Source organism: Leptospira semungkisensis (assembly GCF_004770055.1).
Classification (GTDB): Bacteria; Spirochaetota; Leptospiria; order Leptospirales; family Leptospiraceae; genus Leptospira_B; species Leptospira_B semungkisensis.
The window spans coordinates 873210-896857 of record NZ_RQEP01000005.1 but is presented as its reverse complement, the minus strand read 5'-3'; the positions used below and the strand labels follow the sequence as shown (position 1 = coordinate 896857).

23 protein-coding genes are annotated in these 23648 nt (G+C 41.8%); 13 read left to right on the top strand and 10 right to left on the bottom strand.

All coding sequences use genetic code 11. The features are described 5' to 3' along the window. The first annotated feature begins 375 nt into the window (after positions 1 to 375). The 6 genes from EHO59_RS04270 (at position 376) to EHO59_RS04245 (ending at position 7687) form a co-directional block, all read left to right on the top strand. Positions 376 to 1686, top strand: coding sequence for a 3-hydroxyacyl-CoA dehydrogenase family protein (locus EHO59_RS04270; RefSeq protein WP_135585070.1), 1311 nt, complete (start codon positions 376 to 378; stop codon positions 1684 to 1686). An 18-nt stretch (positions 1687 to 1704) separates the two neighbouring features. Then, a complete protein-coding gene (locus EHO59_RS04265; RefSeq protein WP_135585068.1) occupies positions 1705 to 2970 on the top strand; it encodes an acetyl-CoA acetyltransferase in 1266 nt (421 codons plus the stop codon). Positions 2971 to 3088: 118 nt separating this feature from the next. Beyond that, positions 3089 to 3523 (top strand): hypothetical protein, encoded by a 435-nt coding sequence (locus EHO59_RS04260; protein ID WP_167882059.1) that lies wholly within the window; start codon positions 3089 to 3091, stop codon positions 3521 to 3523. Positions 3524 to 3638: 115 nt separating this feature from the next. Continuing rightward, a complete protein-coding gene (locus EHO59_RS04255) occupies positions 3639 to 4145 on the top strand; it encodes a TlpA family protein disulfide reductase (protein WP_135585066.1) in 507 nt (168 codons plus the stop codon). A 3-nt stretch (positions 4146 to 4148) separates the two neighbouring features. Then, positions 4149 to 5405: a hypothetical protein gene (locus EHO59_RS04250; protein ID WP_135585064.1), complete on the top strand. Its 1257-nt coding sequence runs from the start codon at positions 4149 to 4151 to the stop codon at positions 5403 to 5405. After that, positions 5402 to 7687, top strand: a complete 2286-nt coding sequence (locus tag EHO59_RS04245; RefSeq protein WP_135585062.1) for an ankyrin repeat domain-containing protein — start codon at positions 5402 to 5404, stop codon at positions 7685 to 7687. Before EHO59_RS04250 ends, EHO59_RS04245 begins: the two co-directional genes overlap by 4 nt. Here the strand turns inward: EHO59_RS04245 and EHO59_RS04240 are convergent. After that, positions 7666 to 8475, bottom strand: coding sequence for a helix-turn-helix domain-containing protein (locus EHO59_RS04240; RefSeq protein WP_135585060.1), 810 nt, complete (start codon positions 8473 to 8475; stop codon positions 7666 to 7668). The genes EHO59_RS04245 and EHO59_RS04240 overlap by 22 nt on opposite strands. A gap of 129 nt (positions 8476 to 8604) precedes the next feature. Here EHO59_RS04240 and EHO59_RS04235 point away from each other — a divergent pair, with 129 nt between their 5' ends. Beyond that, positions 8605 to 9060 (top strand): SRPBCC domain-containing protein, encoded by a 456-nt coding sequence (locus tag EHO59_RS04235; RefSeq protein WP_246052649.1) that lies wholly within the window; start codon positions 8605 to 8607, stop codon positions 9058 to 9060. Positions 9061 to 9100: 40 nt separating this feature from the next. Here the strand turns inward: EHO59_RS04235 and EHO59_RS04230 are convergent, their stop codons facing one another. The 9 genes from EHO59_RS04230 to EHO59_RS04190 form a co-directional block, all read right to left on the bottom strand. Then, positions 9101 to 9574 (bottom strand): hypothetical protein, encoded by a 474-nt coding sequence (locus tag EHO59_RS04230; protein WP_135585058.1) that lies wholly within the window; start codon positions 9572 to 9574, stop codon positions 9101 to 9103. 185 nt (positions 9575 to 9759) lie between these two features. Beyond that, positions 9760 to 10179: an acyl-CoA thioesterase gene (locus EHO59_RS04225; protein ID WP_135585056.1), complete on the bottom strand. Its 420-nt coding sequence runs from the start codon at positions 10177 to 10179 to the stop codon at positions 9760 to 9762. A gap of 1 nt (position 10180) precedes the next feature. Then, positions 10181 to 11206: a phenylalanine--tRNA ligase subunit alpha gene (gene pheS, locus EHO59_RS04220; protein ID WP_135585054.1), complete on the bottom strand. Its 1026-nt coding sequence runs from the start codon at positions 11204 to 11206 to the stop codon at positions 10181 to 10183. Next, a complete protein-coding gene (locus EHO59_RS04215) occupies positions 11203 to 12603 on the bottom strand; it encodes a UDP-N-acetylmuramate--L-alanine ligase (RefSeq protein ID WP_135585052.1) in 1401 nt (466 codons plus the stop codon). Before EHO59_RS04215 ends, pheS begins: the two co-directional genes overlap by 4 nt. Continuing rightward, on the bottom strand, positions 12600 to 13229 hold the full coding sequence (locus EHO59_RS04210) for a hypothetical protein (RefSeq protein WP_135585050.1): 630 nt from the start codon (positions 13227 to 13229) through the stop codon (positions 12600 to 12602). Before EHO59_RS04210 ends, EHO59_RS04215 begins: the two co-directional genes overlap by 4 nt. Next, on the bottom strand, positions 13226 to 14341 hold the full coding sequence (locus EHO59_RS04205; RefSeq protein WP_135585048.1) for a DUF4340 domain-containing protein: 1116 nt from the start codon (positions 14339 to 14341) through the stop codon (positions 13226 to 13228). Before EHO59_RS04205 ends, EHO59_RS04210 begins: the two co-directional genes overlap by 4 nt. Continuing rightward, positions 14331 to 16265, bottom strand: a complete 1935-nt coding sequence (locus tag EHO59_RS04200; protein ID WP_135585046.1) for a motility-associated ABC transporter substrate-binding family protein — start codon at positions 16263 to 16265, stop codon at positions 14331 to 14333. Before EHO59_RS04200 ends, EHO59_RS04205 begins: the two co-directional genes overlap by 11 nt. Then, complete coding sequence (locus tag EHO59_RS04195; protein ID WP_135585044.1) at positions 16262 to 16990, bottom strand: ABC transporter permease; 729 nt, start codon at positions 16988 to 16990, stop codon at positions 16262 to 16264. Before EHO59_RS04195 ends, EHO59_RS04200 begins: the two co-directional genes overlap by 4 nt. A gap of 4 nt (positions 16991 to 16994) precedes the next feature. Further along, complete coding sequence (locus EHO59_RS04190; RefSeq protein ID WP_135585042.1) at positions 16995 to 17927, bottom strand: ABC transporter ATP-binding protein; 933 nt, start codon at positions 17925 to 17927, stop codon at positions 16995 to 16997. Between the two features lie 278 nt (positions 17928 to 18205). On the opposite strand from EHO59_RS04190, the gene EHO59_RS04185 reads away from it, so the two are divergent. The 6 genes from EHO59_RS04185 (at position 18206) to EHO59_RS18160 (ending at position 23643) form a co-directional block, all read left to right on the top strand. Next, positions 18206 to 19363, top strand: a complete 1158-nt coding sequence (locus tag EHO59_RS04185; protein WP_135585040.1) for an ACP S-malonyltransferase — start codon at positions 18206 to 18208, stop codon at positions 19361 to 19363. Positions 19364 to 19412: 49 nt separating this feature from the next. Next, positions 19413 to 20990 carry a DUF2779 domain-containing protein gene (locus EHO59_RS04180; protein WP_135585038.1) on the top strand — a complete coding sequence of 526 codons (1578 nt, stop codon included), beginning with the start codon at positions 19413 to 19415 and terminating at the stop codon, positions 20988 to 20990. A gap of 91 nt (positions 20991 to 21081) precedes the next feature. Continuing rightward, complete coding sequence (locus tag EHO59_RS04175) at positions 21082 to 22293, top strand: argininosuccinate synthase (RefSeq protein WP_135585036.1); 1212 nt, start codon at positions 21082 to 21084, stop codon at positions 22291 to 22293. Further along, positions 22290 to 22778, top strand: a complete 489-nt coding sequence (coaD, locus tag EHO59_RS04170) for a pantetheine-phosphate adenylyltransferase (protein ID WP_135585034.1) — start codon at positions 22290 to 22292, stop codon at positions 22776 to 22778. Before EHO59_RS04175 ends, coaD begins: the two co-directional genes overlap by 4 nt. Positions 22779 to 22787: 9 nt before the next feature. Then, on the top strand, positions 22788 to 23201 hold the full coding sequence (locus EHO59_RS04165; protein ID WP_108929128.1) for a nucleoside-diphosphate kinase: 414 nt from the start codon (positions 22788 to 22790) through the stop codon (positions 23199 to 23201). Positions 23202 to 23469: 268 nt separating this feature from the next. Continuing rightward, entirely contained in the window at positions 23470 to 23643 is a 174-nt protein-coding gene (locus EHO59_RS18160; protein WP_167882058.1) for a hypothetical protein, read from the top strand. The last annotated feature ends 5 nt before the right edge of the window (positions 23644 to 23648 follow it).

Here is a 23648-nt window from a genome sequence, read left to right as displayed (position 1 = left end):
CTGAGTGGAGGCAAGCGGGAAACCTAATCCGCCTATAACAAAGAAACGTGATAAATAGCTATATCCCTAGAACGAGTTATCCTTTGCGGGGAATATTCTCCCCTTCCGTTAGTGCTTATTTAAAAGCGCCCAAGACAAAATCAGATCTCCAGAAAGCGCTGACCATGCTCTAATTAGGCGCAAACTGTGATTCAATACAGGAAAAACGAAAAATTTTTCGCAAACAGTGTTTATTTCGAACGTAACGTCCGTTCTACAAAGTCTTATAGAAAACGGCTAAAGCAGGCATTTGGGGGTCGAAAAAAGCCTTTCCCTCCCAAAGTCCTGTTTTAAACAGGGATTAACTCTAAAAAACCTATAGATGTTGGTATATTCATGAGGGAAATCAAAACCGTAACCGTCCTTGGCGCTAATGGGACTATGGGCGCCGGATCCGCAGCTATTGTGGCAGCCTTTGGAAAGGCAAAAGTTCACATGCTGGCTCGGGACGTAAATAAAGCTAAAGAAGGGATCGAGAAAGCAATTTCTTCCATCAAAACGGATACGATCCGTCCTAGATTAATTCCCGGTTCTTATGACCAAGATTTGGAAAAAGCTGTTTCTGAATCCGATTGGGTTTTCGAACTCGTCGCCGAAAGCTATGAAGTAAAAGAGCCGATCAATAAGAGGATCGCTAAGGCTCGTAAACCCGGCACAATCGTTTCCACGGTTTCTTCCGGACTTTCTATCGCTCGTCTGGCTGATGCTTTTGACGAAGACGGAAAGAAACACTATTACGGAACTCACTTCTTCAACCCTCCGTACAAAATGATCCTTTGCGAATTAGTGACTCACGCAGGGAACGATAAAAAAGTTACCAAGAAATTAGGAGAATATCTCGCTAAGACCCTTGGACGCGCAGTCGTTTATACGAACGATACTCCTGCGTTTGCCGGTAACAGAATCGGATTCCAGCTTATTAACGAGGCTGCCATCAAAGCGGAAGAATATTCCGACAAAGGTGGTATCGCGCTAATCGATGCAATCATGAGCGGTTACACCGGAAGAGCAATGGCTCCTCTGGACACTGCTGACTTCGTTGGTTTGGACGTGCACAAAGCAATCGTAGACAACCTCTATGAGATGACTAAGGACGCGGCTCATTCTACATTCAAACTTCCTGGTTATTTCCAGAAGCTGATCGATCGCGGAGACTTAGGAAGAAAATCGGGACAAGGTCTTTACAAAATGACCAAGACTCCTGAAGGAAAAAAAGAGAAGCTTTACTACGATATCAAAGGCGATCTTTTTGTTCCGGTTCCTAAATTCGATATTCCTTTCATCAAAGAAGCAAACCGCAGAATGGGTGAGGCAGATTATATCGGTGCTATGAACATAGTGAAAGAAGCAAAAGGACTCGAAGCGGATATCGCTCGTTACTTCATCGCTCGCTATGTAAGCTACTCTCTTTCTCTCGTAGGAGAAGTTGTAGAGACAAAGGAAATGACTGACCTTGCAATGGGAACAGGATTTAATTGGGCTCCAGCATCTGCATTCGTAGACTTCTTAGGCGGACCTAAGGAAGCAATCAGTCTAATCACTAAGGCTAAACTTCCGGTACCGGAAATATTGGCAAAGGCGAAAGCAGGAAAACCTTTCTATCAACTGAAAGACATCCTGGATGCTCGTTCTCTTTTTAAAGGATAACAAGGGAGGAAAGAATCAATGAAAGACGCAGTTTACGTACTCGGCGGAGAACAAACAGACTTTCAGCGTAACTGGACCAAAGAAGGAAAAACCTTCATGTCCTTATTCCGCGAAGCCGTGCAAGACGGATTAGAAAAAGTCGGTCTTACTCCTGACGAAATCAAAAAATTGAATAAGCAAAATCGTATCGGAGTATTCGTAGGAAACTTCGACGGAGAGCAATATGCTGTCCAAGGACATTTGGGTGCTTTCTTAACAGAAGTTGATCCTTGTTTCTACGGAGTTCCTGGAGCTCGTTATGAAGCAGCTTGTGCTTCCGGCTCTGTCGCTCTGGACGCTGCTCAAACCAAACTTCGTTCCAAAGACTATGATGTTGCAATCGTAGTGGGAATGGAAATCATGAAGACTGTTTCTTCTTCTGTAGGTGGTGACTTCTTAGGAACTGCAGCTTACTACGAAAAAGAAGCAAAGGGAGTTCAATTCCCTTTCCCTAAACTTTTCGGAAAACTCGCAGACGTTCTCTTAGAGCGTTACAAGTTGGATGAGAAGCGTTATATGGGAGCTCTTGCTGAAATTTCTCGTATCAATTACGCTAACGCAAAACGTAACCCGAAAGCACAGACACGTTCTTGGTTCATGAACAAAGAACATGCGAACACTCGTGGCGGAGAATTCAATATGGCAGTGGGTGGACGCCTTGCGATCACCGACTGTTCTCAGGTAACCGACGGTGCTGCTCTCGTAGTTCTCGCAAACAAAAACTACGCCGAAGAATTCGCTAAGAAGAAAGGAACTAAACTTTCCGCTTATCCTAAGATCAAAGGTTGGGGACACAGAGTGGCTCCGATCACTTTCGAAGCAAAGGTTGCTGAATCTAAAGGAGACAAATGGGTTCTCCCTTGGACTCGTCAAACTGTGAAAGATGCATACGATCGTTCCGGTCTGAACACTAAGGACATCGATGTGTTTGAAACTCATGACTGCTTCACTTCTTCCGAGTATGCTGCAATCTCTGCATTCGGTATCACTCAACCTGGTAAAGAACACGAAGCGATCGAAGATGGCGTTATCGACTTTACTGGTAAGAAACCAATCAATCCTTCCGGAGGACTGATCGGAGCGGGACACCCAGTGGGCGCTTCCGGTGTGAGAATGATGTTAGACATCTACAAACAAGTCACTGGAACTGCTGGCGACTACCAAGTAGAAGGAGCTAAAAACGGACTGATGCTCAATATCGGAGGATCAGCAACCACCAACTACGTGTTCGTAGTAGGAAAATAAGTTCTTTCTTAAAAAAAGGATGGAAAAGCCCGGCAACCCCGGGCTTTTTTATTTTAGCAAGCTCTTGTAGGAACTCCTACAAGAGATCGTTTTATAAACCGAAGTATAGGAACAACGAATGGGTTTACGCACGACAAAAGATTGGAATCAATTCTTACTCAGATTTTTTGTAGCCCTTGGAGTTTGGGAAATAGCGTCCGTTACATTAAGGACTCTTTTGTTTTCCGTTTTCTATTATGATCCTAACTTGAAAAACTTCTTCACTCCGATCTCTCAGATCGTTTGGGTCGGCCCGATCGTAGCCGATCTAATCCAAGTTTTCTTTTTGGGAATCTTAGTGACCCTTGCCAGACCCGCTCTTCCTTTCGGGCTCTTGGGTGGATTAGTTGCGGGATTCTCTTTTTCCATCGCGGCGTATGCGGCTCCGGCGTTAGCGATCTCCCAATTTACGGGAGTCTTTCCGATCAAACTACTTTGGTTATGGGTCTTTTACCAGTCCGTACTCACTTTCATCGGATCCTTTATTTTCTCTTTTTCGTCAGAAGAAGACTAAGACCCATTTTCTTCCGATTCCGGTAGCTTTCATCCTAAAATACGGAATATCGGGAGGAAATCCATTGCGGATCGGGTCCTAATCATAAGAAGTTCGATTTCATTCTTCTTTTATTATGAAGATCCTCGCGCAAATTCTGATCTATCTACTTCTAAGCGTAAGTGTCTATGCACAGAGCACGAAAGAGATCCCGAATATTCCTCTCTATACTCTGGACATGGAGAGAAAAACTCTCTATCAGGAACTAGAAACTTTGAAAGAAGGAGATCTTGTAATCATCAATTTCACGAGCTCGAACTGTCCTCCTTGCAAAGAAGAAGTCCCGAATCTATTAGATTATTCTAAAAAATGGAATTCTTCGAACTCTAAGCCTAGACTGCATCTTTGGATCGTATTTTTAGGCGACGACGCGATCTCTGCTTCCGAATTTGCAAAGAATCTAGGAGTAAGAAAGCCTGCCTTGGTTTATTATGATAGTTTCCAGACCAGTATGAGGATCTTGGATTTTCCCGGAACTCCAACTACATTCGTGCTCAAAAAGAAAGAGATCCTATTCAAAGAATTCGGTTATACGGAAGCGAATTGGTCCAAAATGATTTCCGTCATCGAGAATAGGAGATAAGTCTTGGAAATTTACTTCTACCATTCTTTATTTGCAGACCGAGAAAATATCCAAAGAGTAAAAAGCATCTTCTCATTCTCAGTTTTCTTAATGCTTTGTAGTCTTACCTTTGGAGCCTGCGTCAGTGCGGATAAAAAATCTGCTATTGACCCTGGTTACGTAGAAGTAGAAGCCGATGGTCAAAATCAAATCGACGCAGAGAGAAATGCAAAGCTTCTCATGTTGGATAAAGTACTCGGAGAATTTATAGAATCGAATTCAATTCTCTTGGATTCGGGTACAAAAGAATTTTTAATACAATCTTCAAGAGAAGGCTTCGTGAGAGATTTCAAGATCCTCAAGAAAAACGAGGCCCAAGGAAAGACGAACATTCTTGCCTCCGGTTTTGTAAATGCAAAGGCAGCAGGGAATGCTCTCGAAGAAAGATATAAGATTTTAGGAAAACCTAAAATACTGATCTTCGTAAGTGAGAAGATAGGAAACTCTGCTTTGCAGACTTCAAACACTCAGAGCGAGATCAAACTTCTTTCTCTGTTGCAGGAATTCGATCTTTCTGATGGAAATTCTAAATCTAGAAATTCATCTGCTACAAAAACGGATCCTAAGTCCAAAAACTCATCGAACGCAAAAGTAGATCCTGCATCTAAAAATCCGCCGAATTCCGAAACGGATCTATTCGAATTCGCCAAAAATCTTTCTCAAAAAGAGAATTGCGAGCTCTTGCTTTTCGGAAACTTTTCCGTTAGAGAGGGAGATCGGGTCTTGGAGGCATCTTCTCTCCGATCTATTTATGCCAGTTTTCAATACAAATTGGTAGAAGCCCAAACCTCCAGAGTTCTTGTATCGGATACTGCGTATGGCGGAAGTCCTGCAATTGATCTGCAATACGGAACAGAAAAAGCGAGAGAGCAAATCTTCTCCCAATTAGTTCCTACGTTGAAAAAGAAATTATCGGAGGAATGGAAAAGAGGACATTCTATTCGGATTGAGATAGAAAAGATCTCTTATGATCAATTTGTAGATTCGGATCTAGCTTCTAGGATCCGTTCCCTGAAAGGAGTTAATTCCGTTTTAGAAAGAGGAAAAACAGAAAACGGAAGGATTTTGGTAGAAGTTGAGGCATTGTTCGACGCGGGAAGATTGTATTCTCTCTTACGAGAGTTCCAACAAGATTTAGGGTTAGATTTTCGTAATAAAGAAATCAACGGGAACTATCTTCTTATAGAAGCAAGGCCCTTGTCCGGAAGGATAGAAAAATGAATCGCAGGAATAAGAATAAACAATCTTGGAACCTTTTGCGAATTCTTTCGAGATCTATTGCGATTTGCATTCTATTCTTTTCTCTTTCCGTTTTTGAAAGATCTCTTATTTCAAAAGAAAATTCTATACCAAAAATCTATGTGCACAATTTCAAATTAGAGTCCGGAGTACCAAAAGCTTTAGAGAATCGGTTTAGGAATGGAGTAATCAATTCTATCCTGCATAATTTCGAAGGAAAATACAATATTGCGGATGATGATTCTTTAGCGGCTCTTCTCAAACAAGCAGAGTTGAAACAAAGGCAAAATTGCAGCGATGAGATTTGTATGAAGCAGATCGCGGACGCGATAGACGCAGATGAATTGATCTCAGGAACCATATTCCCATCGGACAAAGGGTATAAAATTAATTTACGTTCTCAAAAAAGAGATTCTTTCGCGCTAACCTATACCATCAAAACTTCTTTCGATCTAGAGTTTCCTGAATATCAGATCGATTACTATTCTTCGGAGGCAGGACGTAAACTCATAGATCCAAAGTATACGATCAATTTCGCGGCTGCTTATCCGGGACCTAGCGATAAGGTGGAGTTCTCTCATTTCAAGATACAAACCGATAAAAACGGCGAGATCAATGCCTTAGATTTCAAAACGGAAGATGTAAATGCAAAAGGTCTCTTGGATGCGATACGACCCAAGCTTTCCAATGCGGACGAACTCGTTAAGGAAAAGAAATACGATCGATCCGTTTCTGAATATACTCAGATCTTAGCTGCTTTAGAAGAAAGATTATCTGAAAAATCAAAGAAGGAAATTTCAGATTACTTGAAGGCGATTCGTTCCAAGATCTCTACTTCTTATTTCTTATCTTACAAAGATTCTTTGACCGATCTGGATTCCAAGGCAACGCAAGGAGGAGAAGCCTCGGCCTTAAAGAGCCTAAATTCGGATTACAAAAAGCTAAAGCATTCTTATCTAAATAAAGCCCCGGAACCATATCGTTTAAAGGAATTCGAAAAAGCGTTAGATGATCGGATCGAGAAAATGAATTTTGCAATTTTCGGTTTGGAGGAGAAGGAAGGAGACCGCAAATACTCTGACTTCGACTTTACTGGAGCCATCCAGAGTTACAGATCTATTCGAAACGAACTCTCGAAACTGAAAAACAATCTAGACTTCACTGCTTTGAAAGCGAGAATTGAAAGAAAGATAGTTACCTCCGAGATCACCGGACGTTCTTATCTGCAAAGTAAACTCTCCGGATATTATCAAAGTTTGGAGAAGTCTTTCTTAGCAGAAGGATTAGAATCCGATCCTGAACAAAAAAGGATCTACACTGAAAAGATACGAGACGGTTTCAGAGCAGTGTTGGAGACTCTTGGTAGATCTGAGTTCGTTTCGGAGGAACAGATTAAATATTTTAATCAGTTCCGAAATAAGACCGCCTCAAAGGTGGGAGAGAATTTATTCGATCAATCTAAAGCAGACATTCTTCTCTTGGAAGCCATCGATAAAAAATCCAAGATCGAAATAGATGCCTGTATTAAACTCGGGGCAAATCCAAATACCATCGATTCCAATTCAAATAAGACTGCAGCTGAGAAATTGGCGAGCAATGATACAATTCTGATCGGTGCGGATTCTTTAAAGACACTTAGAAATTCCTTAAAGGCAAATTCAGATCTGGATCTGCAATTCTTTGAATCCATTCGCCAAAGAAATCTAGATGAGATAGTTCGCTTCGTATTGAGAGGTTCTGATCCAAATACAAAAGACTATTTGGGAAACACTCCTCTTCATAAGGCAGCAGGTTTCGGTTACTATGAGGTCTCCAGTTTTCTTTTACAAATCGGTGCTGAATTGAATTCAAAGAACGGAGATGGAGAAACTCCCCTTCACAGAGCGGTTGCTCATGGCTTCTATGAACTTGCAGGTTTGTTCTTGAGATCTGGCGCGAATCCAAATGTCACTCGTAACGATGGAATGACTCCTTTACATCTCTCCGTAAATTATCCGGAGATAATTGTGATGCTGCTTCAAAGAGGCGCTGACGTAAACATGAAGAATGACGACGGATGGACGCCTTTGCATAAGGCTGCAGAAAGCGGTGATCAGGAAGCCTTGAAACTTCTTCTTAGAGCTGGTGCCAGAGTCAATGAGAAGGACAATAACGGTTGGACCCCTATGGACTGGGCCGTTCAGAAAGATAGATACGAAAATCCTAATATAGTAAAGATCTTAAAGACTGCGGGAGCAGAATGTCAGGTCAACTGTGTGGAGTGAGCACTCTTGGAATATTCTTCAGGACTCTTGCCCACCATTCTTTTAAAGTCTTTGATGAAATGAGCCTGGTCAAAATATCCCAGGTCCATAGCAAGCCGGACCCAATCCGTATTCTCCGTAATCCTTTCTAAGATCTCATGCATACGGTATCGATTGATCACCCACTTAGGACTGACTCCCACATACTGATTGAATATCCTCTGCAGATTGCGTATCCCTTGTCCCGAGATCTCCGAAAGATCTTCGACCTTTAGAATGGAACGATCAGCAATCACTCTTTCTACAAGTTGATTGATCAGAGCTATATTTTCGTCTTTTTCCTCAGGCAGTCTTTCGTATAAAAAATCTTCTGCGGAATGAACTAGATCCGATTCAGACTCTAAACTGAAAACCTCGTCCTCGAGCGGTTTTGTAGAAACCCCGAAAACTTGCTCAATCGTGATCTCTTTGTCCGTAAAATCGGATACTGGCTTTTTATAGAATGGATAGAAGGCTCCGGGACGAAATTTGATACCGAAGACTCTGTTCTTTCCCTCAAGCGATTTTGTAAATCTACCGCTCACGACTCCGAAGATCTTAGTATTATCTTTTTCGAATACTAAATGAACTGTCGGATGAGGAAGATTCTCTTGCACCATCGGCCCTGATTCACTCATGTCCCATCGAACAGACCAATAATGCTCTACATAAAAGCTGAGAGAATCGGAAGGTGCACTTAAGGTAAGATTCCAATTTTCTCCGGCCATGGATCGAATGATCCCTCTAGGTTTTCTCAAATCGGTTTTCAAAATCGCCTTCTTGATTTGCTAAAATTACGGTACTTGTCGCGTTTTTACAATCTTTTTGTTTAGTAGATTGGTATTCTACTTCTATCAATTGCAAAGCGAATCGCATTGCATATTTCCAAGGAGACTGAAATGGAAATCAAATATGAGATCTATATAGCTGCGAAGCCTGAAGAAGTTTGGAAGATTCTAGTATCTAAAGAAGAAAGCGGTAAGATCTTTCATGGCTGCGGAATAGAATCCGATTTTAAAATAGGAAGCAAGTACGCCTACATCGGTCCTGGAATTGCAGGAGACAGAACCTCTCACGTAGAAGGAAAGATCTTGGAGATCATTCCAAACCAACTCTTATCCACAAGTATGGTGGTAGGCTCAGTATATGGAGCTCATTATGCTGATTTCGAATCCAGAACTATCTATAAACTGGAGGCCTTTGGAAAATTGACCCGCTTGATCTTGATCAATGATCAGATCAAAGAAGGCGATCCTTCTTACCAACGCTCTGCAGACGGGGGATGGGCAAGAGTGCTTTCGTCCATCAAAAGTTTAGCAGAAACAGGAAAGCCTCTAGAACTTCCGATGGATTAAGAACATTTCATTTGAACCGAGATGGAAGTTCTATGACAGGTCAATTTCCATCGAGTCTATAAAAGATTTTAAGAACTTCGTTTTCGCGAACGACATGCAATAAGAAGACAGACTGCGGATCATCCTTGAAATGATAGCGAAATTGGATGCAACCAGGTTGATCCGCAACTGTAGATAGTATATGTTGATCACAACCTTCTTTATCGTACTTCCATCCGTTTGAAACGGCTTTATTTTTAAAAATCGAAAGAATCTGTTCTGAATTTTTTTGATCTTTCAAACTTATAGAGAATGTTCCCCATTCCGAAAAAATATCTGATTCTCTTTCGTAATAAGTAATCTCTCCTTTCGCTATCTGAAAGATGAAGTTATGTTTTGGGCCGAGAATATTGTGATTCAATTCTTCGCGACTCGGAAGATGCTTTCCTTTCTCACTGCAACCTAAAGCGAGTCCGAATAGAAGTAGGAGATAAAAAATCCAATGATGTATCTTAGTTAATCTAGCTCGGATCATAGGTTTTCGTAAAGATTCCTTTCATACTAAATACAGCTCTACATGACATTCTTTGATCTAAAAAAGGATTCGTATACATTCTTCAGTATAAATCGACCACGGTAAGAAACCAAATATCGATGATTTTGATAGGGCAATGAAAAAGGTTTAGTTAAAGGCGAGATGCTTCGGCTAGCAAATTGAATTCAGGCTAAGGAAAATTCTTCGAACTTCTTTTGATCTTCTTCTAAGATCTTACGGATCCAATCAGGAATAATGACTGAAGCCTTATTGCGATGATCATAGGAAACCTGAACAGTCTTCGCTTTCGCAAATGTTTCCTTGGTTTCTACATGACGAATGATAGAAGTAAACTCCCAGGACTTGTTCCCTATTTTAGAAACACAAGTGCAGACCTCAATCGGATCCATCAACTCTACTGCTTTAATCAGATCCACTTCTATCCTTGCGAGTAAGAAAGGAACATCGTAGATATCCTTGATTGAAAATCTTTTTGAGCAATAGTCCACTCTTCCTATCTCGAGATAGGACATGTATCTTGCATTATTGACGTGAGCAAAGGGATCCAAATCGTTCCATCGAGTTTGGATCGGAGTGATTACCATATTAGAATTGCTTTAAGAACCTTAGATTTCCGGAATGAAGATAGCGGATATCGTGGATCCCGTATCGCATCATGACTAGACGATCTAGTCCGAGCCCGAAAGCGAATCCGGTCCATTCTTTCGGATCTAATCCATTCAGTTTAAAAACGTTCGGATGTACGAGTCCACAAGGCATGAGCTCTAACCAGCCGGAGTGTTTGCATACGGAGCAGCCACTTCCACCACAAACCTGGCAATTGATATCTAATTCGAATGCAGGTTCTACGAAAGGAAAGAATCCTGGACGGAGACGTGTCTTGACTTCTTTTTCAAAAACTTTGGAGAGTAAGACTTCCATGGTATAGAGCATATTTCCCGCAGAAATATCCTTACCTACTACCATTCCTTCTATCTGATAAAAGCTGGTCTCGTGAGAAGCATCCACTTCTTCATAACGAAAGACTCGACCAGGACCTATGATCTTAAAAGGAGGTTTCAGTTTTCGTAATGCTCTTACTTGAATTGCAGAAGTATGAGTCCTAAGCAGATTTCCGTCTTCTAGATAGAATGTGTCCTGCATGTCTCTTGCAGGGTGATCATCCGTAAAATTTAAGGCGCCGAAATTATTGAAATCAGTCTCTACTTCCGGACCATCCCAAACTTCGAATCCCATAGAGGTGAAAATGTCCTCTATTTCATATTGGATTTTTGTAATTGGATGAAGTGTTCCTGGTTCCGCTTCTCCCAAAGGTCTAAGCGCGTCGAACCATTCCTTCTCGGACTGCTCTCTGAAACTTTTTACTTTCAGGTCTTCTCTGGTCTTTGCTACGATATCTTCTAAATTGCGAGAAAGATCATTTGCCTTTTGGCCTACAGTCTTCTTCTCCTCGATGGAAAGAGCAGCGAGATTCTTTAGAACGGAGGTAAGCTTGCCCTTCTTGCCAAGATACTCGTTCTTGTTTTTGTCCAGATCCGCCTCATCTACGGAAGATCCGATCAAACGATTGGCTTCTTCAAAGATCTTATCTAATTCTTCCGATAGATTCATTTTCTGGACCCGACCAATTCCTTTAAGGAAGGATAAATACCGCCGAATGCCCCATTGGACATCGCTAAGATCAGGATTTTATCCTTCTCGAATTGGGGAAGGATTTTCCTAAGTTTATGTACTAGATCTTTGGGGTCTTTGCAGTAAAAAGGAAGAGTTCCTGAATGCTTGGGAAGTTTCAAGATCAGCTTTTTAACGTCCAAGCGATTGTCCTTGGAGACCTTTTTCAGATTGAAGATCTCAGTGATCATAGTCACAGCAGAGCCTTTGAATGCAAAAGAGTACTCTTTTTGAAAAACATTCCTATGAGAAGTTGCACTGCGAGGTTCGAATAAGCTGATGATCTTAAATCCAGGAAATCTTTGTTTCACTGATTTGATCGTCTCTTCGACAGCCACAGGATGATGTGCAAAGTCTTCGATCAAAATACTACGAGGAGACTCGAATAATATCTCCTGTCTTCTCTTGACTCCAGCAAAAGTCTCGAGAGCATCCAAGAGTTTTTCTTTTGCGTTCTGGATTTTTTCTTCTTTGAGAATATCCTCGCAAACTCTTAGCGCAACCTCTGCATTTCTATAGTTATGATTTCCGAAGAATCTGGGACGAAGCACTCTAGATCCGGAGAATAGATCACCCTTCTTCCAAACGAGCTTAGAGTCTTTTTTATTGAATTCGAATGCTTCTGATTTTACGAACTTGGAAGCTTCTGCGCAGATTCTTTTTAAGTTAGAAGCGCCTGACCAATAATATACTTTTCCGTTTCCTGGAACTAATCTAAGCAAACGAGAGAACATCGTCTCTATCTCGCCTATATCTTTGAAAATATCCGCATGATCAAAATCTAATGCGTTCATGATCGTGTAAGTAGGACGATAATGTAAGAACTTAGAGGCCTTATCGAAGAACGCGGTATCGTATTCGTCTCCTTCGATCACAAAGTATTTTCCATCTGTGAATTCGAATCCCGGAAATCCATCCTTGCGGATTCCTCCCACAAACAAACCTGGCCTTAATCCTACTTCCTTCAAAAGATGATGGATCATAAAGGTAGTCGTGGTTTTTCCATGAGTTCCGGTAACGACTACTACCTTCTTGCCTGCGAGAATATATTTCTCTAAAGCGGAGGACATAGACGCGTATTCCAAGCCGGAGTTTAAAACTTCTTCGACCTCAGGATTTCCTCTAGAGATCGCATTACCGATTACGATTAGATCCTTTCCTTTAACTCTCTCTGCATCGAATCCTTCGGCGTATGGAATTCCCCATTCTTTTAACTTGTCGGACATGGGAGGATAAACTCCCGCGTCGGAGCCAGAGACCTCGTGGCCCAAACTTCTCAACATAGAAGCCAAATTTCCCATGGCGATCCCGCCAATACCGACAAGATGGATTTTCAATTCAATAAGGTCCTTATAATATTATAAACAAAGGTGAACGCTAAAGAAATACTTAATAGATACGCAATGCCCACAAGAAAAAACAAAAGTGTTTCTTTAGATTCGGAACCGCTGACCCGCTTCATCCCTACAAAGCAAAGATATAAAGAGTATAAGAAAGAAACCCCGATCAATCCTAAGTTTAATGGACTAGGCAGGATCCAAAACACTGCAGATGCGGAGAATGGCAAGAAGGCAACAGTCAATACATCAGCGGGAGGATAATTTTCCCCTTTGACGCGATCGACTTTCTTGTAGAACACTCGAACCACGTCCAGTTGAGATACCACGATCAATATTAGAGGATACAATAAGAAAGAAGTAAAAACTCCTGAGAATAGAGTGAATTCAACCTCATCCGAAAATAGCCAATCCAGAATGATCTTGATTACGTTTCCGGAAATCTTAGAGATGGGAGCGAGGATCCAAAGTGCATAATGCAAACGTAATAGTTCTTTTCTTCCCAATAAGGAATCTCTTAGATAAAGATCAAAGGCTTCCTGAGGAGCCTTGAATATCTTCTCCAAAAGAGAAAGCTTGGACTTCTCAGTTTCCGTAAGAGGATTTTGCGAATTGATAAGTATCATTGCTTTTTAGGAGTCGCTTTCTTCGGATTCGTTTTTGCAGGTTTCACGATAGCCTTTGCATTTTGTATTTTTGAAACCGCATGTTGGATTTTTAAAAGGCTTTCTTCTGAAACATAGAAAGGAGGCTCTTTAAAGTTTCCATTTACTATGCGAATGACAGGATTCAGTTTCTTATCGCCGATCGTAGTAGGCATATGAAAACGATAGATGATCTCATTTCCGTCTGAAAGTAACACTTTCAGACTGGCTAAAGAGAATTCATTTTGATTGGAATTGGGAGCAAGAACAGTTCCCACGCCAAAGCCGGCCCCATTCGGTTCATCCGGAAAAAGCTCTACTTTTAGACTGGTAACGGATCTATATAATTCCTCTCCAATTCTAGGTTCGAGTAGAATGATCGTACCAGACAGCCTACGCCAAAAATTCTTTTTGTTATTCTTTTCTTCGTAAGGCGTATTATCTACTCGAACTGCCTTGCCGCCTTCGTCTATATATGAAATTTCTTTAATATATTCCTTATTCAGACTGAGCAATGCCTTTAGACGAAAATCCTCCGGCCCTTTTTGGAATCTATCAAACAAATAAGAAGATACAGTAAGTAAAACAGGAGAAGACTCCGAATCCAAAATGATCCTGGTCGAATTGGAAAAATGCTTTCTTCCGATTCTCAAAGTCCTGGAATTATTTCCTGAATAGATTATTAACTTAGGAGAACCTTCTCCTACATATAATGAATCTTTAATAGGAATTCCGGCCGTCACAGGCTCTGTACTCTTGACGCGAAAGACACTGAAATCTCGGACAGTATTTTCGGCATTGTATCCGCCTTCGAACTCTATGCTTTTTCCGGTTTCTTTATCCAGATTCGAAACTAGAAAAAACTTTCCACCTTTCTTGATTCCTTCCTTAACGGAGATAGTAAACGCGTTCTTGTGGAATTTCTCGTCCGCTTTTTCCAACCATTCTTCACTAGGTGGAAGATATTCGATCCGATCGATCGGAAATTTCCAATATTGGATCTCGGTTAAATCTTCCTTATTCTCTTCAATTAAGAAGAAGGCGATAAAGAGAAGTACTGCCGCCGCTCCGAGAAGATAAAGTTTATTTCTCATCCGATTGTCCGACCCTTCTTCTTCGTACGACATAGATGGATCCAAGTCCCGCAATCAAGCCTGGGAACAAGAACATTCCTAGGATCCAAACCGCACGCTTCTGTCCGTCAGTTAAGGATACCGTTTCAATCTCTTCCTTCTTAGGGGGAATTGCAGGTAAACTGATATCTTGGTACATCCAGGTAGCAGTAGCGCCAGCTAACTCATAATTGGCAGCATAAGGGAGATATTGATCGGTGATCCAAGAGGTTCCCGAGAAGATAACAGCTCGTCCTTCTTCCTCTGATTTTGTTTCAGGAATAGAAGGAGGCGAGTTCGGATCCTGGCTATTTACAGGAGGAAGTCCGACTTGATTTGCGGATCTCAGAATGAGCGCGATCGGAACATTCTTCTTGTCATCGTTCGCATCCTGCTTTCCATTCGAGTTCACATCTAGATAAGAATCGCCACCTGTCTCCAAAAGAATATAGGAGTCCAGATCCTTATTTTGAGGATCCTTCGGAGCCTTAGGTTCGAAATATCCTCCGTAAGGAAATACAACTCCATTATCTTTCTTTGATAAAGATTCTTCGATTGCATGTTTGCGAAATGATTTTGCGACTACCAATCCAGGTTGGGAAGGGATCTGAGAGAGAGTGGCTTTTACAAAAGCATAACCTGCACCTTCTAATAACCAATCGAAGTTCTCTCCACCTTTAGGCTCGACTGTAATGAGAAGCTTTCCCTTCTTCTTTTTAAAGAATTCTAATATGGCTAGGCGAGCCTCAGGACCGAACGGAACTGTAGGACCGGCGATCACTAAGAATTCAGCATCGTCTGGGACCTTAGGAGGCCAATTATTTTGAAAACCGAGACCATCTACCTTAAAATTCAAAAAAGATAGCCCGGCAGTTAAGCGTGTTAATTTCTCATTCGGAAGATTTTGAAAAACCTGCGAATATCTTTCCCCATTGGATTGGGTGAAATATACTTTTCTTTCCTTGGTGGTCACATTGGTGAAAGATTGGACCAATTTTCTTTCTAAGTCTTCTAACTCGGACTTATCTTTTACACTTACCTTTTGCTCAGGATAAGGTCCTTTGATACTTCCGCTCTTACGATAGCGAAGCAAAATATTTCCGTTCGAAACCTGTCCGAATTCAGCGAGCTCATCCAACTCCACGTCCGCATTGATGAATTTTACCTTAAATCCGGGATGAATGGATGCCAATTGACCAAGTAAGATCTCTAGATCGGGACGGATCCTTCTAAGAGCTAGAGCGGCAGATTTGTCGGAACTAGGAGCATTCTCTAAAGGTCTTGGATAAAATGCGACTACGTCCACTTCCCCGCCTTCAGGAATTTGCTTCAGGATCTTTTTAGCTTCTGCAGAGAAGGAATAAACTCCCTTGGAGCTTAGATCGAAGTTATGGTTTCGTATTACGGAAATATAATTTGCTACTATTAATATAAGAAGAAGGATCCCGGTTCCTAAGAAGAAGTCCCTGACTAGACTTTGTTTTCTTCCTTTCAGACTGGACTGGTTTTCGAAACTGCTTCTTTCCCATTCCCTTAAGATACCCAAGAATGCGCTTCCTAAAACGGAAAGGACCAAGAAGACTAAAAGAAATTCTCTGAGACTATCTATCCAAACAGGAGCAGTACCAGCCTTTTGTAAGGTCATGTCTTCTAAATAGATTCTTAGGAAATAGATCGCAAGAGAGAAGATCCCCAGGCCGGCAGAGATCAGAAGATTGATCTCCTTCTCTCCTTTCTTAAATCCCAAATAAGACAACGCAGCAGAAGCAAGTATCGTAGTCAGGACTGTCAAAGAGATCAGCCAACGAACTCCTGCTCCGTTAAACGAATCGTAGATCGGAAAAAAGAGTAATAGAAAGGCGATGGATGCCCAAGAAAGGATCCTATGAGTTAGTTGATTCTTCATCCTCTCCATCTCCTAGATTCCAGAACTTTTACGGTCAGATATAAAAAGAAGATCGTTCCGCTGATAAAGAACACTATGCTGTTCAATGGTAAAACGCCTTTTGAGAAGCTGATAAAATGAGAGAATATATGAAGGTGAAACAAGACCTTACGTGTAACCGCATCGAATAAGTGAGAGAAGTATCCGATCACCCAAAGAGTCAACAGAATGGAAATAGAGATGAGCATGGAGATCATCTGGTTCTTTCCTAAGCTTGATCCGAACAAACCTACTGCAAATGTAAACAAACCCAGGAGAAATACTCCGATTGTCCCTGATGCAACGATATAAAAGGGAGCCTTCCAGAAGAAGTATAGGAACACAGGAAACAGTCCATCTACAACCACTGAAACAATTGCACACACGAACGCGCCGAATAGAAACTTGCCGACGATGATCTCCAGATCGGAAATAGGAGCAGTGAACAAGAACTCCAAAGTACCTCTATTCCTTTCCTCTGTGATAGAACCCATTGCAACGATAAGCATCGCAATGAGCATAGTGCTCATAAAGGAAATAAAAGTGATTACCGTGGTCTCAGTATAATTCGTTCCAGAGTTAAAATTCAAAATAAGAACGAACAATGAATTTAAGAAGGCAGTGCCTCCCAATACCAAAGGAGCCAAGTACGTGCCGAAAAACACTCTGACTTCTTTCCAGAAGATCCATTTAATATTTCGAAACATTCGATTAAACCTTGTTCATGAATATTTGTTCTAAGGTCACATCCTGCTTACGGATGAACTCAGGCAAGATTCCGGAAGAAGAAATCCCGGAATATAATTCTTCCTTAAACTTTCTTTCGGAAGAAGTGTTTACTAAGAAGGTAGAACCAACCGCATCCTCGCTAACGAACTTAAGAGTCGCTCCGGATCTACTAGCAATCCCGTTTAGATACGTTTCCGTTTCCGATTTGGACTTTCCGGAAAGTGTAACTTCTAACCCGGAAAGATTTTCCATTTCCTTTTCCAGTTCTTGACGATCACATTGGTATACGATCCTTCCCTTATGAAGAAAGAGGAAACGATTACAGGTTTTAAAAACCTCAGGAAGGATATGGCTGGAGAGAAGGATCGTATGATGCTCCCTCAGACTTCCGATCAGATTTCGGATCTCCACGATCTGCTTCGGATCTAACCCAGAGATCGGTTCATCCATGATAATAATTTCAGGATTTCCTAATATAGCCTGAGCGATTCCCACTCTTTTTCGGAACCCGAGTGAAAGTGTCTCGATCACTTTATCCTTTACGGAGACCAGATCTGTCAGTCCGAGAACTCGATCCAATTCGGTACCCAAATCCTCTTCGGCAACTTGTTTGATCCTTGCCGCGAAGGTCAGATACTCTCCCACGGTAAGTTCCGCATAAAGAGGAGGAGTCTCCGGTAAATAACCGATCTTCTTTTTAACTTCCAAAGGATGTTCAAAGGTATTTAATCCGTTTAACTCGCATAACCCGTCAGTGGCCATCAAGTAACCGGTAAGTATTCGGATCGTTGTTGTCTTTCCGGCGCCGTTTAATCCGAGAAGTCCTACAATCTCTCCCTCTTTGAGTTCGAAATTGAGTCGATCAATTGCTAATTTCTTTCCGTAGAATTTGGAAAGGTTCCTTACTTTTATCATATTGCTTTCGTGTCCCGACAAGCCGGGGATTGGGGATATTTCTAGTTAGAAGGGTTTTGGAAAGAATAAGCTCATGCGGTCCCGAACGGGTCAATCATTTTCCCGTAAAGAAAGGGATCCTAGTATGTATCCTCTTCTCAAAGTGGGTATTCCTATAATCGAATGTAACACTCGTTCTTTATGAACGCCATTTACTGGCCAAAAGGCTAATAAAAAAGAATTGCGAGCCCAAGGCATCGGAGAAAAGCATCTTCTAACGACTTAGAACAAGGCATTGTATGACAGTGGCAAACTTTTTAAACGAAGCGAAAGCTCAGGGCAATAAACTATTTCTGCAATTCGGCGGCCAAGGATCGCCTTGGTTGAAAGAACTCTCGAAAATCTACGAATCAGAACCTTCTTTAAAAGAATTATTTGATACTGCCTTCACAGCTCTGAAAGAAGAGCTCCCTGGATTGGATAAGAACATCATTTCCCAAGGTTACGATTTCGAATCCTGGATCAAAAACCCTGAATCCGCTCCGGATGAAAATTATCTGAGCAGTGCTACGGTTTCCATCGTTGGTATCTTTCTCACGCAGACGGCAAATTACGTCTCTTTAACTCACAAAGGTTTTACTACATCCGAATTACTTGCAAACTCGATAGGCGCTTCCGGCCATAGCCAAGGAATCGTTCCTGCTGTACTGGTTTCTTTAGGAAAAGAAGGCGCAGATTTCTACAAAGAATATGCAAAATTCGTAAAATTCATCCTTTATTTAGGCTATAGAGCTCAACAACTTTACGGTATCTTCAATCCTTCCGAAGAAGTACTAAAAGGAAACGAGGAAATCGGAGACAAGCAACCGGCTCCTATGGTTGCAGTCATCGGTTATAGCGCTGCTGAACTTTCCGAAAGAGTAGAAAAGATAAACTCAGAGCTCGGACTCTCCGGAGACAAAGCGATCTATGTTTCTCTCTTCAATACTCCTGACTCCAATATCATATCCGGAAATCCGGAAGTTCTTCTTTCATTCCGTAAGAAGTTCAAAGCTGAGATGGATGAGAAGAAAGTAAAATTCGTTTATCTTAGAACCACTGCTCCTTTCCACTGCCCTGTTATGGACGGAGCGGAGAACACAGTTCCAAAAGACATGGAAAGAATCGGATTCAGCTATAAAGGTTCCGATCTGAAGATCCCTGTTTATTCTATCTTTGATGGAAGAAACTATCAGAACGAATCCGACGTTAGCCTTCCATTATTCAGAGAAGTTCTGATCAAGGCTCTGCATTGGAACAAGGCAACCGCAGCCTTCGTTAACACTCCTAAAGTAGTAGGCATAGATTTCGGACCGAGCGTAGTTTCTCAGAAACTCACTCAGGCAAACCTGGGAACTTCCGAAAATAAGATCTACAGCACTTCCAGTCCAAAAGACATCAAAGTCCTTTTGGCTTAAGTAAATTAGGCTCGGAGCAATCCGAGTTAGAAAAGAGAAAGACTCCGCTATGGATTCGGTTCAAAAATTCTTAAGAACCTCCGTCCGGCGGTTGTCTTTCCTCTTTCCGGAACATTTCCGTAGAAAACTTCTATTCGAAGTATTCGCTCCCTATCGGGAAAAAGAACTCCCCTTCTTAGGCAAGTCCGCATTCCAAACTGGACAACATTGCGAATTGCAATTATGGAAATCAGTAAAGGACCCTTCTTCCGATCCTGATTTCAGTAATCAGTATATTTCCCCTAAGCAAAAATCCTTATTGAGAGAGATTGCAAACCGACTCTATCCGGAAGCGAAGCATGCAGGTTATAAAAATTCGATTACGCGAGAAATGCTTTCTAAAGGACTTCCTGTTAGAGGAGCTTGCATTCGAACAGATTTCTTTGATGTTCGAGCCGACTTCATATTACCGAATGAAGGCGGTTGGGAAATACTGATCGTAAAGGCTTCTTCTTCTGCTAAGAGATCTCATGTTTCAGAACTTTCCTTCATTCGAATGGTCTTAGAAGAAGCAGGATTTAAGATCGTTAAGACCGGATATTTTATCATTAACTCCGGTTATTATTTCGTAGAAGGCGAAGTAGATCCGAATCGCTTGTTTCATCATAAGGATTGCAGTGTTGAAACCGAAGCCTCCTTAGGACAAACGAAAGAAAAAGCATACAGACTACTGGAAATATTAGAAAAAGAGAAACTTCCTTCCAGATCTTCCGTAAAACATTGTGATCATCCTAGAAATTGTTCCTTTCCGAATGCATGCTATGCGGACGATCCACCGGGAGATCTATTTACTCTAAGGGAAGGAAAAGAGATCACATATCAACTTTGGAACCAAGGAATTCGCAATCTCTCCGAAGCTGAGATTAATAAGGATTTCACCGGAAGGCAAAAGATCCAAATAGAAGCTGTGAGGAGTGGCAAAGAATACTTAAACTCGGAAGCGTTAAACGCTTTCCTGAATAAATTAAGATTTCCTTTATACTTTCTAGACTTCGAAACGATCAATCCTCCGGTCCCAGTATACTCAAGAACCAATCCGTTCCAACACGTTCCCTTCTTATATTCCCTACATGTTCTTCAAGAAAATCTAATAGAAGAACCGAAAGAATATCATTATTTGGATGAAAATGTAAAAGATCCTAGGCTTGGAATATTAGAATCTTTATCTTCTCAGATCCAGCCAGGCGGGACCGTCATTGCGTTTAACGATAATTTCGAAAAGAGATGTCTGAAAGAAGCCTCCGATGCATTTCCGGAGTATAAGAAATGGTATCAATCCATTGAACCAGATTTTATAGATCTAGCGAAACCCTTCTGGGACTACGATTATTATCATCCCGATCAAAAAGGAACGACCTCTTTAAAGACGGTCTTACCGGTTTTGACAGGAGCAGATTATAAGGATCTATCCATTCATGCGGGACATACTGCAAACGCTGAGTTCCTAAGAATTAAGACCGAGCCCGTAAACCCAGAAGAAAGAAGCAAGGTCGAAGCGGATCTGATTGCCTATTGTAAGATGGATACATTCGCTTTGATTTTAATCTTAAGAAAGCTTGCAGAGAAGCTAGATTGGCATCCGAAATAAGAAGATAACTAGTGAGGAATCGAATGTATGCAGGAATTCCTACCAAAATCCGGCTTGTCGGGAGGGGTCCTGCGATTTCCCTATCCTTAGAATGGCGACTCAAAAGAGCATAAAGAAAATCGTATTAGCATATTCGGGCGGATTGGATACCTCCGTAATTCTCACTTGGTTAAAAGAGACCTACGGTTGCGAAGTAGTCGCCTTTACGGCCGATGTGGGCCAAAAAGAAGAGCTTACCGGCCTGGAAGAAAAAGGCATCAAGACCGGTGCTTCTAAAGTTTATATCGAAGACCTTCGTCTTGAATTCGCCAGAGATTTTATCTACCCTGCCATCCAAGGAAATGCGATCTATGAGATGAGATACTTGCTCGGGACCTCTCTTGCCAGACCCTTGATTGCAAAAGCAATGGTAGAAGTCGGTAAGAAAGAAGGAGCCGACGCATTCGCTCATGGCGCGACCGGCAAAGGAAACGACCAAGTCCGGTTCGAGTTGGCCTTTAAATCCTTGGCTCCTGAAAAAGAGATCATCGCTCCATGGAGAACCTGGAACTTCGGAGGAAGAGCGGACCTGATCGAGTATGCCAAATCAAAAGGCATCCCTGTTCCGGTCACTGCATCCAAACCTTACTCGATGGATAGAAACCTAATGCATATCTCTTATGAGGGTGGAATTTTAGAAGATCCTTATAGAGAGCCGAACGAAGATATGTTCCTTCTTACTGTTTCTCCGGAGAAGGCTCCGGATGCTCCTGAATACCTTGAGCTGGATTTTATAGAAGGAAATTGCGTCGCAGTCAACGGAAAGAAACTGGATCCATACGAAGTTGTAGACACGTTAAACACCATAGGTGGCAAGCACGGGATCGGAAGAGTTGATATAGTGGAGAACCGTTTGGTCGGGATCAAATCCAGAGGAGTTTATGAAACTCCTGGTGGCACAATTCTTTTCCACGCTCATAGAGATCTCGAATCCATCACAATTGACAGAGATACTCAGCATCATAAGGACAAATTGTCTGCTGAGTTTGCAGAATTGATCTATAACGGACATTGGTTCTCTCCTAGAATGGCTGCGGTGCGCGCATTCATTTCAGAAACACAAAGGTACGTAACAGGAACTGTAAAAGTAAAACTATATAAAGGAAACTGCATCGTAGTAGGAAGAAAATCCCAAGTTTCCCTTTACAATCCGGAAATGGCTACCTTCGAAAAAGAAGAACTATATAACCAGAAAGACGCGGAAGGTTTCATTAATCTTTACGGGCTTCCGGCCAAAGAAGCGGCGAGGTTACGAAAAAAATGACTAGGATTGCAGTATATCCCGGGTCCTTCGATCCGTTGACAAGAGGACATTTGGACATTCTCCAAAGGTCTCTCGGACTTTTCGATAAGGTCATCATCGGAGTAGCAGTGAACTCTAATAAAGCCCTTCTCTTTTCCATCGAAGAGAGAATAGACTTTATCAGAGAAGCGACCGAGGGATGGGCCAATCTAGAAATAGATACATTCGAAGGCCTGACTGTGGACTACTGCAAAAAAAGAGGAGCAAAAAGCATTATTCGAGGATTGAGAGCCGTTACGGATTTCGACTATGAATATGCAATTTCTCTAATGAATCGCAAATTGGCGCCCGAAGTAGAGACCATCTTCTTGATGTCCTCCAACGATTATTCTTTCGTGTCTTCTACAATCGTAAAAGAGGTCGCTCGCCACGGAAGGGACGTGTCCGCGCAAGTTCCGGAACACGTAAGCAAGGCTTTATTGAACAAATTATCCAAAGGCAAATAAGGAAAACAAATGGCTAGAACATTTATCATGATCAAACCCGACGGAGTAAAAAACAAACATGTCGGTGATATTCTGCAAAGAATCGAAAAAGAAGGATTCAAGATCTTAGGACTTAGATATCTCAAACTTTCTTTAGAAGATGCAAAGCAATTCTATAAAGTGCATTCTGCTCGCCCTTTCTATAACGACCTTTGCAGCTATATGTCCTCCGGACCTATCGTTGCAGCGGCATTAGAAAGAGACAACGCTGTTCAACATTGGAGAGACGTGATCGGAGCTACCGATCCTAAAGAAGCTGCAGCAGGCACTATCCGCGCTCTATTTGCAGAAAGCAAAGAAGCAAATGCTGTACACGGCTCCGATTCCGATGACAACGCAGCACTAGAGATCAGCTTCTTCTTTAAAGGAAACGAATTGTTCTAATAGAACAAAGCCTTCCTTTTAATTAGCCCGGGGAATCCGAAAGGACCACCGGGCTTTTTATTATCATCTTATAATATGTATCACCTAACAATTGTTCTTTAAAAAGCCTTCCCGCCCATAGCAAGATAGTCCCACTTCCGATACGGAAAGCAGAGTCGGAAAAAACTACCGATACATTACAAAAAATTCTTGTACTTTTTGGAAATATCTTTCTCAATTTTCCCCACGTAGGCGAAATAAAACCCGAGTTTCGGCCGAAGCTAATAATATGAACGCAGTTACCAAAGAGCAGATTTTAAAGCACAGTCGTATCATTGGAAAATATAGAAAAGATACTTTGTTCGACGGCGCTCCGGATTGGATGGACGATGTTCTGGAAGTGATCTATTCCCAGGATGAATTCATGGCGGAAAGGCCTGATATCGATCTGGATATAGAATAAGATCG